Source organism: Paraconexibacter sp., from assembly GCF_059438195.1.
On record NZ_JBLKKY010000033.1, the window covers coordinates 17,948 to 32,593 of the forward strand.

Consider the following 14,646-nt stretch of genomic DNA (forward strand, 5'->3'; position numbering starts at 1 on the left):
GGCCGTCCGGCGCGTTAGCGTTGCGCCGGGGGACGGTCCACGACGACGGGAGCAGCCATGCGAGGCCAGGCGCACCTGATCACCGCGCTCATCTGCGGCGCCCTCGCCACGACGGCCGGCCCCGCGGTGGCCTCCGTCTCGACGGACAGGACCTTCGGCGACCGCGGCGTCGTGCGACTCAGCCAGCAGATCGACATGGCCGTCCCCCTCTCGAAGGGCCGCACGCTGCTCGTCGACGGAACCTCGTCCCGCACGGTCCTGCGACGGCTCACCGGCTCGGGCCGCCTCGACCGGACCTTCGGGACCCGCGGCTCGTGGGTCTACCGCGGCTCGGTCGTCGACGCCGTCCGCCGGCCCGACGGGAGCGTCCTCCTCGCCGGTAGCCGCGACGTGGATGGAGAGCCGTCGTTCGCGGTCGCACAGCTCCGCCCCGACGGGCGGCCCGATCGCTCGTTCGGCCCCGGCGGGTCCGCCATGCTCGACGCGACCGGACAGGCGCGGGCCGTCGCGCTCGTGCCCGGCGGCCGCATCCTCGTCGGCGGCGTCGTGCGCTCGGACGGGCCGACCGAGCGCTCCCACGTCGTCGTGCGCCTGCTCTCGGACGGCAGGCCCGACCCCTCCTTCGGCACCGGCGGCGTCTGGATCACCGACTTCGACGACGGCCCGGCGGAGAACGCCGTGCACGATCTCGCCCCGGGCGCCGGCGGCGCGGTCGCGGTGGTCGGCGAGAACCAGCTGCCGGGCAGCGGCCCGGAGGACGAGACGACGCCGCTCACCTTCGCGATCGACGCGAGCGGGACGCGGTCGGTCGGCCACAGCGCGGTCGGCGGAGGCGCGCTCGACTTCCTCACGCCGGTCGACGGCGGCTTCCTCTCCGGCGCGAGCGACATCATCGTCAAGCTGCGTGACGACCTCGAGTTCGACGAGCGCTTCACGCAGCGCGGCACCGTCCCGATCCGCGGGTACTCCGACGAGCCGACGTACACCCAGCCGCTCGTCATCGACGGGCGCGCGATCTCGATCGCCGGGACGACGCGGTACGTGCGTCGCGAGGGCGACAGGCGCCGGCACCGGCTCGCGATCGTCCCGATCTCGATCGACGTGCGAAGCGGCCGCCAGAAGGCGATGCGCACGCCGATCCGCGTCGCCGACCAGCTCCTCGACGGCGACGACCTCGGCCCCGAGGTGCCCGGGAGCGGGGAGATCCCCGACTTCGCGATGTTCGAGCTGCTGCACGCGATCGAGGCTCCCGGGGACCGCGTGATCGTCACCGTGCGCGCGCCGCGAGGCAAGCGGCTCGACCGCCTCGGGACCGTCGTGCTCAGGCTGCGGGTCCGCTGAGCTCGGCCGCGTCCGCGGCATCATCGCTTGCGGCAGGTGGTCGTGCCCGTGGGACTGCGCAATCCTGTGGACGTGACTCCTCCGCCCGAGCGCGCGACCACAGACCCCACGACGTCCGACGACAGCGCCCCGAGCGGTCCCACCGGGCCCGGCGCTCCGACGGGCCGCGAGGCGAACGGGGCGCCGATCCATCCCGCCGTCCGCGGCAAGGGGGGCGCCGGCAGCCGTGCCGGCGGCCATCCGCCGCGCCGCGGCGGCATGGACCCGTTCATGGACACGCCGTTCGAGGCGGACCCGACGCCGTTCGTCGAGCGCCTCCCGGCCGTCTCCCCCTTTCCGCCGATCGCGGACTACGGGTTCCTGTCCGACTGCCACACCGCGGCGCTCGTCGCACCGGACGGCACGGTCGAGTGGCTCTGCCCGCCGCGGTTCGACGCGCCATCGGTCTTCGCCGCGGTCCTCGACCGCTCCGCGGGCGGCTTCCGCCTCGGCCCCTCGTCGATGGGCGTCCCGGCTGGCCGGCGCTACGAGCCCGGCACGAACATCCTCGAGACGACGTGGATGACGCCGACGGGGTGGCTCGTCGTGCGCGACGCCCTCGTCATCGGCCACTGGCGGGAGCGCGAGCAGGGTGCGGCGACCGCCCACACGCGGCCGCCGACCGACTTCGAGGCCCATCACGTCCTCGTCCGCACCATCACGTGCATCCACGGCCAGGCGCAGATCGAGCTGCTCTGCGAGCCGATGTGGGACTACGGTCGCGAGCCGGCGCTGTGGGAGCGCGTCGAGGGGGACCCGATGGCGGTCGACGCCACGGGCGCCGGGAACCAGCGGATGCGGCTCATCAGCGACCTGCGGCTCGGCATCGAGGGAGGCTGCGCACGGGCGCGCCACCGCCTCGAGACCGGCGAGACGCGGTTCTGCGCGCTCTCCTGGTCGCGCCTGCTCGACGGACCCAGGAGCGTGCTCGAGGCGGACATCGCGCTGCAGACGACATCGGAGTTCTGGCGCGGCTGGCTCGCGGACGGGAAGTTCCCCGACCACCGCTGGCGCGGGCACCTCCAGCGCTCGGCGCTCGTCCTCAAGGGGCTCACGTACGCACCGACGGGCGCGATGGTCGCGGCCGCGACGACCTCGCTCCCGGAGACGCCGGGCGGCGAGCGCAACTGGGACTACCGCTACACGTGGATGCGCGACGCGACGTTCACGCTGTCGGCGCTCAACTCGCTCGGCCTCAACTGGGAGGCCGACGACTTCATCCAGTTCGTCGCCGATGCGGAGCGCAACGACGACGGCGGCCTCCAGATCATGTACGGGATCGGCGGCGAGCGCGAGCTCACCGAGCAGACGCTCGACCACCTCTCCGGGTACGAGGGCGCGAAGCCCGTCCGCATCGGCAACGGCGCGCACGACCAGCGTCAGAACGACGTCTACGGCGCCGTCCTCGACTCGCTCTACCTCCACACGAAGGAGTACGGGCACAACTCCCAGCGCCTGTGGCCGGTCATCGCCGACCAGGTGCAGCGGGCGATGGAGACGTGGCGGCTGCCCGACCAGGGAATCTGGGAGGCGCGCGGCGAGCCGAAGCACTACACATCGAGCAAGCTCATGTGCTGGGTCGCGCTCGACCGCGGCGCCCGGCTCGCGGCCCGCCGCGGCAAGGACGATCTCGCCGACGAGTGGCGCGAGGTCGCCAACGAGATCCACTCCGAGATCTGCGAGCGGGGCGTCGACGGGCGCGGCGTCTTCACGCAGCACTACGAGACGACGGCGCTCGACGCGAGCTGCCTCCTCATCCCGCTCGTGCGCTTCCTCCCGCACGACGACCCGCGCGTGCAGGCGACGGTCCTCGCGGTCGCCGACGAGCTCACCGAGAACGGGCTCGTCCTGCGCTACCGCACCGAGGAGACCGACGACGGCCTCTCGGGCCACGAGGGGACGTTCCTCATCTGCTCGTTCTGGCTCGTGAGCGCGCTCCTCGAGATCGGGGAGCGGACGCGCGGCCGACAGCTCTGCGAGCGGCTGCTGTCGCTGTCGAGCCCGCTCGACCTCTACGCCGAGGAGCTCGACGCCGCGACCGGCCGGCACCTCGGGAACTTCCCGCAGGCGTTCACGCACCTCGCGCTCATCAACGCGGTGATGCACGTCATCCGCGACGAGGAGCACGCCCCCGTCTCGGAGTAGGCCCCGCGCCGAAAGGCGTCGAACCGGATTCTGAGGGTGCCCTGGCGCCTCCGGAATCCGGTTCGACTCACGGAAGAGTGGCAACGCGCCACTTTGTCCCACAGTCGTGAACGCGCGATGAACTCGGCGCAGATCGGGTAGGGGCCGTGGAGTCCGCCCCGTAGGCTGTGTCCCTTGGGAGGACCGGCCCAGACATGACCGTCCGCACGTTCCCCGCCCCCGCTCCACCTGCGCCCGCGGAGGTGTCCCCCGAGGCCGTCGCCTCGGACCTCGCCGCCGTCCGCGAGCGCACGCTCGGGCTCGTCGCGCACCTGTCGACCGAGGACGTCGAGAGGCAGATCGACCCGATCCTCTCGCCGCTCGTCTGGGACCTCGGGCACATCGCCGCCTACGAGGATCTCTGGCTCGTCCACCGCCACGGCGGGGAGCCGCTCCATCGTCCGGAGCTCGCCGCGCTCTACGACGCCTTCGAGACGCCCCGCGCCGTCCGCGGCGACATCGAGATCCTGCGTCACGACGAGGCTCTCGCGGAGCTCGACGCCGTCCGCGGCCGCACACTCGACGTCCTGGAGCGCATCGGGCCGGGCGACGGGACGCTGCACGAGATGGTGCTCCAGCACGAGCTGCAGCACACCGAGACGATGCTCCAGGCGATGCGCCACGCCGGCCTCCTCCCCGACGGCCTCGGCGCGCTGCCGCAGCTCGGAGAGGGCGACTGGGTGAGCGTGCCCGCCGGCACGCACCACCTCGGCGCCCCGGCCGGCGTCTTCTCCTACGACAACGAGCGACCGCGCCACCGCGTCGAGGTCCCCGCGTTCCGCATCGGCTCGCGCCCCGTCACGATCGGGAGCTGGCTCACGTTCACCGAGGGCGGCGGATACGAGCGCCGCGAGTGGTGGTCCCGCGAGGGCTGGGCGTGGAAGCTCGACGAGGACATCGCTTGTCACCCCGCGATCAGGGACGGGCATCCCGACGCTCCGGTGTGCCACGTCTCCTGGTTCGAGGCCGACGCCTTCGCCCGCGCGCACGGCGCGCGTCTTCCGACCGAGGCGGAGTGGGAGAGGGCGGCGACCTGGGAGCAGGACCCGGAGAGCGCCGGCGGGCTCCTCGAGGGCCGCGGCTGCGCGTGGGAGTGGACGTCCACGGTCTTCTCCGGCTACCCCGGCTTCCGCGCGCACCCGTACCGGGAGTACTCCGAGGTCTTCTTCGACAAGGACTACCGCGTCCTGCGCGGCGGCTCGTGGGCCGCGGACCCACGCGTCGCGACGACGACGTTCCGCAACTGGGACCTGCCGCAGCGCAGGCAGATCTTCGCCGGGGTGCGCCTGGCGATGGACGAGGAGTGAGGATGAGCACCGACACCGGTTCCACCCGTGCCACGACGACGCACGACGCCCCGCCGCACGAGCGGGTCGAGGTGCGCTCCTACCTCTCCGCGGGAGGCGAGCGATCGCTCTCCGAGGACGTCCTGGACGGACTCACGAAGCCGTTCAAGGAGCTCCCCCCGAAGCACTTCTACGACGCCCACGGCGCGATCCTCTTCGACCGGATCTGCGAGCTCCCGGAGTACTACCCGACGCGGACCGAGCGCACGATCCTCGAGACGAGCGCCGACGCGATCGTCGAGGACACCGGGGCGACCGAGCTCGTCGAGCTCGGATCCGGGACCGCGGCGAAGACCCGCGTGCTCCTCGACGCCATGACGCGGGCCGGGACGCTGCGGCGCTACGTCCCCTTCGACGTCACCGAGTCGATGGTCCGCGAGGTCGCGGCGACGTTCGCCGACGAGTACGAGGGCCTCGCCGTCCACGGGATCGTCGGCGACTTCGAGCGGCACCTCGACCGCGTGCCCCCCACCGGCGAGGGCGGCTCGCGCGTCGTCGCGTTCCTCGGGGGGACGCTCGGGAACTTCACGCCCGGCAGCCGCCGGCGCTTCCTGCGGCGCATGGCGGGGATGCTCGATCAGGGCGACCACCTCCTCCTCGGCACCGACCTCGTGAAGGACCCCTCGATGCTCGAGGCGGCCTACGACGACAGCGCCGGCGTCACGGCGGAGTTCAACCTCAACGTGCTGCGCGTCCTCAACCGCGAGCTCGACGCGGACTTCGACCTCGACGCCTTCGAGCACGTCGCGTTCTACGACCGCGAGCACGAGTGGATCGAGATGCGGCTGCGCAGCGTCCGGAGGCAGACGGTGACGCTCGGGGTCCTCGGGATCTCCGTCGACTTCGAGGCGCGCGAGGAGATGCGGACCGAGGTGAGCGCGAAGTTCACCCCCGAGCGCCTGCAGGGCGACCTCGCCGCGGCGGGCCTCGACCTCGCGAAGATGTACACCGACGAGGACGAGCTGTTCGCGCTCTCCCTCGCCCGGCGCCTCTGAGCGGCGCCCCCGGCGCCCGTCGGGACGGCGCGCACCTGACGCGTGGCACGGGGCCGGACCCTCGCTAGGGTCCGGCGCATGAACATCTCTGGGAGTGGAGCACTCGTCGTCGGCGGCGCCTCGGGTCTCGGCGAGGCCACGTCGCGCAAGCTCACGGCGGCCGGCGCCGACGTGACGATCGCCGACGTCAACGAGGAGAAGGGCTCCGGCCTCGCCGCCGAGCTCGGCGCGGAGTTCGTCGCGTGCGACGTGCGCGACGAGACCCAGGTCGAGGCGGCCGTCGCCGCCGCGCGAGAGGCCGACGGCGGCCTGCGCATCTGCGTGACGTGCGCGGGCACCGGGATCGCGCAGAAGGTCGCGGGGAAGAAGGGCCCGCACCCGCTCGCCGACTTCGAGCGCATCATCGGGATCAACCTCATCGGGACCTTCAACGTCCTTCGCCTCGCCGCCGCCGCGATGCTCGAGAACGAGCCCGTCGGCGACGCGGGTGAGCGCGGCGTCGTCATCAACACCGCGTCGATCGCCGCGTTCGACGGCCAGATCGGCCAGGTCGCCTACTCCGCCTCGAAGGGCGGCGTCGTCGGCATGACCCTCCCGGCCGCCCGCGACCTCGCCCCCTCGGGCATCCGCGTCGTGACGATCGCCCCGGGCCTCTTCGACACGCCGCTCCTCGCCACGCTGCCGGAGCCGGCGCGCGAGGCGCTCGGCGCGTCGATCCCGTTCCCGTCCAAGCTCGGCGATCCCGCCGTCTTCGCGGACCTCGCCGCCCACATCGCCGAGAACCCGATGCTCAACGGCGAGACGATCCGGCTCGACGGCGCCCTGCGCATGGCGCCGAAGTAGCCCTTTCCCGCACCCCTCCCCCCGCGAGCCGCAGGATCGCGTCGCAGGACGTCACGATCCTGCGGCTCGCGGATAGGGTCGGGGCATGACCGACCCCCTGTCCGCCGCGGACCGCAGCTCCCTCGCCGCGGAGCAGGGTCCGGTGACGATGTCGGTCGGCGGGCTGCTCGTCTTCGAGCCGGGCGAGGGCGTCGACCGGGAGGAGATCGTCCGCCGGCTCGAGGAGCGCCTCCATCTCATCCCGCGCTACCGCCAGAAGCTCGCCTCGCCCGCGCCCGGCCTCACGAACCCCGTCTGGGTCGACGACGACGCCTTCGACCTCGACTGGCACGTCCGGCAGGTCACCCTGGGCGGAGCGGGAGACCGGGACGAGCTCGCGACGCTCGTCGGCCTCGAGATGTCGCGGAAGCTCGACCGCAGCCGCCCGCTGTGGGAGATGACGGTCGTCTCGGGGCTCGAGGGCGGCCGGACGGCCCTCATCCCGAAGATGCACCACGCCCTCGTCGACGGCGTCGCGGCGATCGACATCGGGACGGTGGTCCTCGACCCGTCGCCCGACGGCCTCGACCTGCCGCCGGCGGAGGAGTGGACCCCGCGCCGCTACGACCGCCGCAGCCATCTCGTCAAGCTGCCGTTCTCGCAGGCGACGCGCACCCTCAAGGGCGCGCGCTGGTGGGCCGGGATGGTCGCCCCGTGGCGCTACGCCGACCCCACGCGGGCCGCCGGCGACCTCCGGCGGGCGACCGACCTCCTCGTCGAGCTCGCCCGGCAGCGGCCGGCGGCGCCGATGACGCCGCTCAACGAGCCGATCGGCCCGAACCGCCGGTACGCGTTCCACCAGGCCGAGCTCGCGGCGATCAAGGCCGCGGCGAAGGCATCCGGCGGCACGGTGAACGACGTCATCCTCGCCGTCGTCGCCGGGATGCTCCGCCGCTACTTCGAGGCGGCGGGCTCCTCGCCGTCGAGCGAGCCCGTCGCGCTCGTCCCGGTGAGCGTCCGGCGGGAGGGCGAAGAGGGCGGGAACCGCATCTCGACCGTCCTCGTCGATCTGCCGTCCGACCTCGCCGACCCTGCCGACCGCATCGCGCGGGTCCACGCGACGATGACGCAGATCAAGGGCTCCGCCGCGGTCCGCGCGGGGGCTCTCCTCGTCGAGGCGAGCGGCTGGGCCCCGCCACTCGCCTCCTCGTCGCTCGCCCGCGCGATGAGCGGCGTGCGCGCGTTCAACCTCGTCGTCTCGAACGTGCCGGGACCCCAGGTGCCCTTCTACCTCAATGGGCGCCGTCTCCTCGAGGTCTACCCGGCCGTGCCGCTCAACCCGTCGACCCAGGGGCTCAACGTCGGGATCATCAGCTACGACGGCCGCGTCTGCTTCGGGCTCACCGCCGACCGCGACCTCGACCCGCCGGTGAGCGTCGCCCGCGACGCGCTCGTCGCCTCGCTCGACGAGGTCCTCACCACGGCGACGTAGACGCGCGCCGCCGTCAGACCACGAGCCGCCGCTCCGTCCTGCGGATCGCCATGCGCCAGAGGACGCCGGCGAACGCGAGGAGCGCCGCGAGGTGGATGAGGTCGGCCCCGGCCTCGAAGCCGAACGTCGCGTGACGGACGAGCTGGACCGTGTGGTAGAGCGGGTTGAGGTTCGCGGCGAGCTCGACGCCGCGCGGCAGCTCCGAGAGCGGGAAGAACGTCCCGGCCGTGAGGAAGAGCGGCGTGAGGACCGCGCTCTGGATGTAGCTGAAGTTCTCGATCGTGTCCGCCGAGGCGCTCACGGTCGTGCCGAACGCCGCCCAGCCGAAGCCGGCGAGCATCGCGATGAACGGGACGAGGAGCATGCCCCAGCTCGGGTCGAGGCCGAAGACCATCGCGACGAGGAGCGGGACGCACCCGTAGACCCCCGCGCGCGCGGCGAGCCAGAGGATCTCGGCGGTCACGAGCTCCTCCGTGTCGACCGGCGTCGCGAGGATCGCGTCGTAGGTGCGCTGGAACTCCCGCTTGATGAACGACCCGTACATCGACCCGAACGCCGCCGAGAAGAGGACGGCGGTCGCGACCGTGCCGGTGCCGACGAACTCGATGTACTCGAGGCCGCCGACCTCGTTGATGAGGGCGCCGAAGCCGAAGCCGAACGCGAGGAGGTAGACGGTCGGCTCGACCGTGGCCGAGAACGTCGCCGACCGCCAGTACGAGGCGAAGTTCATGACCTCGCGGACGAGGACGCCGGCGAGCGCGGCGCTCTCGAGACGTCGCGGTCGACGGCGACGGGGCGCGGGCTCACCGCCGGCGGTCGGCGCGGGGGCGTCGGCGAGCGAGCTCACTCGACCTCCTCCCCGGTGAGGAGGACGAAGACGTCCTCGAGCGCCGTCGAGCGGCGGATCGCGTCGTCGGGCACGACGCCGGCGGGCGCGTCCTCGACGCGCAGCAGCGAGACGCTCGTCCCGGTGCGCCGCGTCGCGATGCCGGCCATCCGCGCGACGCGCTCCGCCTCGGCGAGCTTGTCGGGCGGCCCGTACACCTCGGCCGCCTCGCGGCCGACGTGGGCGGCGACGAGCTGCTTCGGCGGACCCGCGTCGACCGCCTTGCCCGCCGCCATGACGACGACGGTGTCGGCGAGCCGCTCCGCCTCCTCGATGTAGTGGGTCGACATGAGGATCGACGTCCCCTCGCTGCGCAGCCGGTCGATGAGCGCCCACAGCTCCTGCCGGATCTGCGGGTCGAGGCCGACCGTCGGCTCGTCGAGGAGGACGAGCGGCGGCCCGTGGACGAGCGCGCGGGCGATGAGGAGCCGCCGACGCATCCCTCCCGAGAGCTCGGTCACCTTCGCGTCCGCGCGCTCGACGAGGTTCGCGATCCGCAGCGCGGCGCCGATCGCGTCCTCGCGCTCCTCGCGCGGCACGCGGTAGAGGTGCGTGAACACGCGGAGGTTCTGCTCGACGGTGAGCGTCGTGTCGAGGTTGTCGAGCTGCGGCACGACGCCCATGCGCGCACGGGCGAGCTTCGACTCCCCGGGCAGCGGATGCCCGAGGACGACGAGCTCGCCCTCGTCGGCGATCGCCTGCGCCGTGAGGAGCTTCATCGTCGTCGACTTCCCCGCGCCGTTGGGCCCGAGGAGGCCGACGCACGTCCCCGCCGGGACGTCGAGGTCGAGCCCGGCGACCGCGGTGATCGGTCCGAAGCGCTTCACGACTCCGCGCATGCGGATCGCGAGCGCCGTGCTGGTCTCCGTCGCCACGGCCGCCGGGATCGCCACGAGATCAGCCCAGACGCTCGACGATGAGCGCCTCGCCCTGGCCCTGGGCGACGCACATCGTCTCGAGCCCGATCGACTTGTCCATCGTCTCGAGATCGTTGAGGAGCGTCGCCATCATGCGGACGCCCGTCATGCCGAACGGGTGGCCGAGCGCGATCGCCCCGCCGTGCGGGTTGAGCTTCTCCATGTCGATGCCGCACTCGTCGGCGATCGGAAGGACCTGGGCGGCGAACGCCTCGTTGAGCTCGACGACGTCGACGTCGCTCATCGACATCCCGGCCCGCTCGAGGACCTTCTTGATCGCGCCGATCGGCGCGACGCCCATGTACTCGGGCTCGTTGCCCCACGTCGCCGCGGTGATGATCCGCGCCCGCGGCGTGAGCCCGAGCTCCTTCGCCTTGTCGGCCGACATGACGATCGCGGCGGCCGCGCCGTCGTTGAGCGGGCACGCGTTGCCCGCCGTCACCGTGCCGCCGTCCTCCCTGAACGCCGGCTTCAGCGTCGCGAGCTTCTCCATCGTCGTCCCCGGCCGGGGGCCGTCGTCCTTGCTCACGACCGTGCCGTCGGCGAGCGTCACGGGCACGATCTCGCGATCGAAGAAGCCCGACTCCTGCGCCGCGACCGCCCGGTCCTGCGAGCGCTTCGCATACTCGTCCTGCTGCTCGCGCGTCACGCCGTACCTCTCGGCGACGTTCTCGGCGGTGAGACCCATCGCGATGTAGGCGTTCGGCTGCCCGGGCTCCTTGCCCTGGAGCTTCTCGTTCTGGTCCTCGGGGTGCGCGGCCTCCTGCGCGGCGTTGTACCGGCTGACGAACTCCACCCCGCCCGCGATGTAGACGTCACCCTGGCCGGCGACGACGCTGTTCGCCGCGACGCGGATGGCGTCGAGGCCGGACGCGCAGTAGCGGCTGATCGTCGACCCGTTCACCTCCTGGCCGAGCTTCTCGCTGAGGAGGACCGCGAGGCGGCCGATGTTGTTCGCCTGGAGGCCCTGCGGCAGCCCGCAGCCGGCGACGAGCTCCTCGACGGACGACGGGTCCACCGCGGGGTTGCGGTCGAGCACCTGGTCGACGACGTAGGCGAGCGTCTCGTCAGGACGCAGGCTCGCGAGCGAGCCCTTGAAGGCCCGGCCGACCGGGGTTCGCACGACATCGACGATGACGGCTTCCGACATGTGACATGTCCTTTCGGTTGTGATGCCCGGCGGTCGCACTCCACGGGCTTCGGTGTCCCCGGCGGTCGCACTCCACGGGGTCCGGCGGAGCCGCGCATCGGGCGTGCTCCTCCCGGACATGCTAGCGCGGCGCTTTTCCGCGGCCCGACCCTTACGCTTCCTTGTCCCGTGAACTGGACGATCGACATCGCGGTCGAGGCCCTGCCCGACCTTCCCCCGCTTCCGCAGCACCTCCGCGACGCCCTCGACGACGCGCTCGCGCGCCCGGCGCTCCAGCAGCCGAGCTGGCCGGACCCCGACTACCTCGCCCGGGTCCGCGCGCTCCTCGAGTCCGTCCCGCCGATCACGGTGCCGACCGAGGTCGACAGGCTGCAGGCGCACCTCGGCGCCGTCGCCCGCGGCGAGGCGTTCCTCCTCCAGGGCGGCGACTGCGCCGAGACGTTCGTCGACAACACCGAGGCCCACATCCGCGGGACGATCCGCACGCTGCTGCAGATGGCGGTCGTCCTCACCTACGGCACCTCGATGCCCGTCGTGAAGGTGGGCCGGATCGCCGGCCAGTACGCGAAGCCGCGGTCGAAGGACATCGACGCGCTCGGCCTCCCCTCCTACCGCGGCGACATGGTCAACGCCTTCGAGCCCGACCCCCAGGCGCGGATCCCCGACCCGGTCCGCCTCCTGCGGGCCTACGCGAACGCGGCCGCCGCGATGAACCTCACCCGCGCGATCACCGGCGCCGGGCTCGCCGACCTCCACCACGTCCACGAGTGGAACATGGACTTCGTCGCCCACTCGCCGGCCGGCGAGCGCTACGAGGCGGTCGCGCAGGAGATCGACCGGTCGCTGCGCTTCATGTCGGCGTGCGGCGTCGACGACAGCGCGCTGCGGACGGTCGAGATGTTCTCGAGCCACGAGATGCTCGTCCTCGACTACGAGCGGGCGATGCTGCGCCTCGAGGAGGACCGTCTCTACGACCTGTCGGCCCACCAGCTCTGGATCGGCGACCGCACGCGCCAGCTCGACGGCGCCCACGTCGCGCTCGCCGCGCTCATCGCGAACCCGGTCGGCGTGAAGATCGGCCCGACGACGACGCCGGAGGAGGCGGTCGAGATCGTCGAGCGGCTCGACCCGAACCGCGTCGACGGGCGGGTCACGCTCGTCTCGCGCATGGGCAACGAGAACGTCCGCGAGGCGCTCCCGCCGATCGTCGAGGCGGTGCACGAGACCGGCCATCGCGTCGTCTGGCAGTGCGACCCGATGCACGGCAACACCGAAGAGTCGCCGAGCGGGCACAAGACCCGTCACTTCGACCGCGTCTACGACGAGGTCGAGGGCTTCTTCGAGGTCCACCACTCCCTGCGCACGCATCCCGGCGGCATCCACGTCGAGCACACCGGCGAGGACGTCACCGAGTGCCTCGGCGGCGCCCAGGAGATCTCGCACGAGCAGCTCGGCAGCCGCTACGAGACGGCGTGCGACCCGCGCCTCAACACGCAGCAGTCGCTCGAGCTCTCGTTCCTCGTCGCCGAGATGCTGCGGCGGGCGCCGACGGTGCGGCTGCCCTAGGCGTGCGCGAGGCGCGCCGGCGCTCCTACAGCCCGAGGTCGCGGACGCCCAGCTCGTCGAAGCCGACGTGGTGGGCGAGCTCGTGGCGCACGGTGATCGTCACCTGGTCGCGGAGCATCTCCGGGTCGTGCCCGAAGTCGCGCCGCAGCGTGTCGCGGTAGATGACGATGCGGTCGGGGAAGTCGTCGCGCGTCGCGCCGTCGCCCTGGTAGAGCCCGTATGCGTGGTTGCGGCGGCCGCCGTCGGAGATGACCACCGCGACGTTGTGGTTGTCGAGGAGGCGCCGGAGGAGGTCCGGCAGGTCGTCGAGCGCATCGCGCACGAGCTCCTCGAAGTCGTCGTCGTCGTAGGGGTCGAGGTCGAGGAAGTCCGTCTCGTCGGGCTCGGCGTACGTGCCGTCGCGCGCGAGGCGCTCCGCTCGCTCGACGATCACGTCGAACTCCTCCTCGCTCTCGGGCTCCTGCCAGTCCGCGAGCCGCAGGCCGATCGCCGCCATCGCGCCGAAGAGCGCCGAGGCGACGACGACCATGACGGCGAGCGTCTCGAGGAGGCGCAGCGGCGTGCTCGCGCTCCATCCGCGCATGAGGACGATCGCCGTCAGCCCGAGGCTCAGCGCGATCCCCGCCGAGAAGAGGATCGTCCGCAGCGGGACGAGCTCGGATGGACGTCGGAAGCGCATGAGCGGAGTGTGACGTGCGCAGCGCCCCGGCGCGAGGGTCGGTCTACGCGGCCATCGCGCGCGAGATGACGACCCGCTGGATCTCGTTCGTCCCCTCGTAGATCTGGGTGATCTTCGCGTCGCGCATCATCCGCTCGAGCGGGTACTCGTTGACGTACCCGTAGCCGCCGAGCACCTGCACCGCCTCGACGGTGACGCGCATGGCGTTGTCGGACGCGAACAGCTTCGCCATCGACGTGTACTTGCCGAGCAGCGGCGACTTCACGCCGCGGTCCACCATCGCACAGGCCTTGTAGAGGAGCTCGCGCGCAGCAGCCGTCCCGGTCTCCATGTCGGCGAGCTTGAACTGGATGCCCTGCAGCTGGTTGATCGGCTTGCCGAAGGCGATCCGCTCCTTGGCGTACTCGTTCGCGTAGTCGGTCGCGCCCTGCGCGATCCCGACGGCCTGGGCGGCCGCGCCGAGGCGCGTGCGCTCGAGGGTGCCGAGCGCGACTCCGAGGCCCTTGCCCTCGGCGCCGATCATGTTCTCGTGCGGGACGCGGACGTCGGTGAAGACCGGCTGCCCGGTCGGCGAGCCCTTGATCCCGATCTTGTGCTCCATCTTGCCCGGGTCGAAGCCGTCGCGGTCGGACTCGACGATGAACGCGCTGATGCGGTTCGACTCGCGGTCGGTCTTCGCGAACACGATGTAGTAGTCGGCGATCCCCGCGTTCGTGATCCAGTTCTTCTGGCCGTTGATGACCCACTCGTCGCCGTCGCGCACGGCGTGCGTGCGCATCGAGGCGGGATCGGAGCCGGCCTCCGGCTCGGAGAGGGCGAAGGCGGGCGAGATCTCGCCGGTCGCGAGCCGCGGCAGCCACTTCTCCTTCTGCTCGTCCGTGCCGAAGAGCGTGATCGGCAGCGAGCCGAGCTCCTGGATCATGAGGATGAGCGAGCTCGACGCGCAGACCTTCGCGATCTCCTCCACCGCGATCTGCAGCATGAGCGTCCCCGTGCCGGTCCCCCCGTGCTCGGACGCGAACGGCAGGCCGAGGATGTCCTGCTCGGCGAGGAGCTTGCGGATGTCCCACGGGTACTCACCCGACCGGTCGATGTCGCCTGCCCGCGGCGCGATCTGCTCCTGCGCGAGCTGGCGCACGAGGTCGCGGAAGTCGAGGAACTCCTGCGGGATGTCGTAGAGGTCGGGGTGGGACGAGACGGTCATGGACGCATCGTATTGGCCGCAGATG

Annotated in this window: 12 protein-coding genes; 7 read left to right on the forward strand and 5 right to left on the reverse strand. The window is 72.2% G+C overall.

The window, feature by feature from the left end:
• Positions 1-57: 57 nt before the first annotated feature.
• The 6 genes from ACME2J_RS12465 (at position 58) to ACME2J_RS12490 (ending at position 8,219) form a co-directional block, all read left to right on the forward strand.
• Positions 58-1,341 (forward strand): hypothetical protein, encoded by a 1,284-nt coding sequence (locus tag ACME2J_RS12465; RefSeq protein WP_495545244.1) that lies wholly within the window; start codon positions 58-60, stop codon positions 1,339-1,341.
• A gap of 270 nt (positions 1,342-1,611) precedes the next feature.
• Positions 1,612-3,525, forward strand: a complete 1,914-nt coding sequence (locus ACME2J_RS12470) for a glycoside hydrolase family 15 protein (protein WP_495545273.1) — start codon at positions 1,612-1,614, stop codon at positions 3,523-3,525.
• Between the two features lie 194 nt (positions 3,526-3,719).
• Positions 3,720-4,871, forward strand: coding sequence for an SUMF1/EgtB/PvdO family nonheme iron enzyme (locus ACME2J_RS12475; protein ID WP_495545245.1), 1,152 nt, complete (start codon positions 3,720-3,722; stop codon positions 4,869-4,871).
• A gap of 2 nt (positions 4,872-4,873) precedes the next feature.
• Positions 4,874-5,905: an L-histidine N(alpha)-methyltransferase gene (gene egtD, locus ACME2J_RS12480; RefSeq protein ID WP_495545246.1), complete on the forward strand. Its 1,032-nt coding sequence runs from the start codon at positions 4,874-4,876 to the stop codon at positions 5,903-5,905.
• 78 nt (positions 5,906-5,983) lie between these two features.
• Positions 5,984-6,748 (forward strand): SDR family NAD(P)-dependent oxidoreductase, encoded by a 765-nt coding sequence (locus ACME2J_RS12485; RefSeq protein WP_495545247.1) that lies wholly within the window; start codon positions 5,984-5,986, stop codon positions 6,746-6,748.
• Positions 6,749-6,833: 85 nt separating this feature from the next.
• Positions 6,834-8,219 (forward strand): wax ester/triacylglycerol synthase family O-acyltransferase, encoded by a 1,386-nt coding sequence (locus ACME2J_RS12490; RefSeq protein WP_495545248.1) that lies wholly within the window; start codon positions 6,834-6,836, stop codon positions 8,217-8,219.
• Positions 8,220-8,232: 13 nt separating this feature from the next.
• Here ACME2J_RS12490 and ACME2J_RS12495 read toward each other — a convergent pair whose 3' ends face one another.
• From ACME2J_RS12495 to ACME2J_RS12505, 3 genes are read right to left on the reverse strand one after another with little or no spacing between them, the layout of a single operon-like run.
• On the reverse strand, positions 8,233-9,066 hold the full coding sequence (locus ACME2J_RS12495; RefSeq protein WP_495545249.1) for an ABC transporter permease: 834 nt from the start codon (positions 9,064-9,066) through the stop codon (positions 8,233-8,235).
• The gene (locus tag ACME2J_RS12500) at positions 9,063-9,944 is read right to left on the reverse strand and encodes an ABC transporter ATP-binding protein (RefSeq protein WP_495545274.1); all 882 of its coding nucleotides are present in this window, start codon (positions 9,942-9,944) and stop codon (positions 9,063-9,065) included. Before ACME2J_RS12500 ends, ACME2J_RS12495 begins: the two co-directional genes overlap by 4 nt.
• 58 nt (positions 9,945-10,002) lie before the next feature.
• Positions 10,003-11,172 (reverse strand): acetyl-CoA C-acyltransferase, encoded by a 1,170-nt coding sequence (locus ACME2J_RS12505; RefSeq protein WP_495545250.1) that lies wholly within the window; start codon positions 11,170-11,172, stop codon positions 10,003-10,005.
• 168 nt (positions 11,173-11,340) lie between these two features.
• On the opposite strand from ACME2J_RS12505, the gene ACME2J_RS12510 reads away from it, so the two are divergent.
• Positions 11,341-12,738, forward strand: coding sequence for a class II 3-deoxy-7-phosphoheptulonate synthase (locus tag ACME2J_RS12510; RefSeq protein WP_495545251.1), 1,398 nt, complete (start codon positions 11,341-11,343; stop codon positions 12,736-12,738).
• A 25-nt stretch (positions 12,739-12,763) separates the two neighbouring features.
• Here the strand turns inward: ACME2J_RS12510 and ACME2J_RS12515 are convergent, their stop codons facing one another.
• Together ACME2J_RS12515 and ACME2J_RS12520 are read right to left on the reverse strand one after the other, a co-directional pair.
• Positions 12,764-13,417 (reverse strand): metallopeptidase family protein, encoded by a 654-nt coding sequence (locus ACME2J_RS12515; RefSeq protein ID WP_495545252.1) that lies wholly within the window; start codon positions 13,415-13,417, stop codon positions 12,764-12,766.
• A gap of 43 nt (positions 13,418-13,460) precedes the next feature.
• Positions 13,461-14,621 carry an acyl-CoA dehydrogenase family protein gene (locus ACME2J_RS12520; RefSeq protein WP_495545253.1) on the reverse strand — a complete coding sequence of 387 codons (1,161 nt, stop codon included), beginning with the start codon at positions 14,619-14,621 and terminating at the stop codon, positions 13,461-13,463.
• Positions 14,622-14,646: the final 25 nt, after the last annotated feature.

Excerpts from the sequence above, each read along its gene's own strand:
- ACME2J_RS12515 (WP_495545252.1), bottom strand. The coding sequence starts at position 13,417 with ATGCGCTTCCGACGTCCATCCGAGCTCGTCCCGCTGCGGACGATCCTC.
- ACME2J_RS12520 (WP_495545253.1), bottom strand. The coding sequence starts at position 14,621 with ATGACCGTCTCGTCCCACCCCGACCTCTACGACATCCCGCAGGAGTTC.
- ACME2J_RS12485 (WP_495545247.1), top strand. The coding sequence starts at position 5,984 with ATGAACATCTCTGGGAGTGGAGCACTCGTCGTCGGCGGCGCCTCGGGT.
- ACME2J_RS12470 (WP_495545273.1), top strand. The coding sequence starts at position 1,612 with ATGGACACGCCGTTCGAGGCGGACCCGACGCCGTTCGTCGAGCGCCTC.
- ACME2J_RS12465 (WP_495545244.1), top strand. The coding sequence starts at position 58 with ATGCGAGGCCAGGCGCACCTGATCACCGCGCTCATCTGCGGCGCCCTC.
- ACME2J_RS12500 (WP_495545274.1), bottom strand. The coding sequence starts at position 9,944 with ATGCGCGGAGTCGTGAAGCGCTTCGGACCGATCACCGCGGTCGCCGGG.
- ACME2J_RS12490 (WP_495545248.1), top strand. The coding sequence starts at position 6,834 with ATGACCGACCCCCTGTCCGCCGCGGACCGCAGCTCCCTCGCCGCGGAG.
- ACME2J_RS12505 (WP_495545250.1), bottom strand. The coding sequence starts at position 11,172 with ATGTCGGAAGCCGTCATCGTCGATGTCGTGCGAACCCCGGTCGGCCGG.
- ACME2J_RS12475 (WP_495545245.1), top strand. The coding sequence starts at position 3,720 with ATGACCGTCCGCACGTTCCCCGCCCCCGCTCCACCTGCGCCCGCGGAG.
- egtD (WP_495545246.1), top strand. The coding sequence starts at position 4,874 with ATGAGCACCGACACCGGTTCCACCCGTGCCACGACGACGCACGACGCC.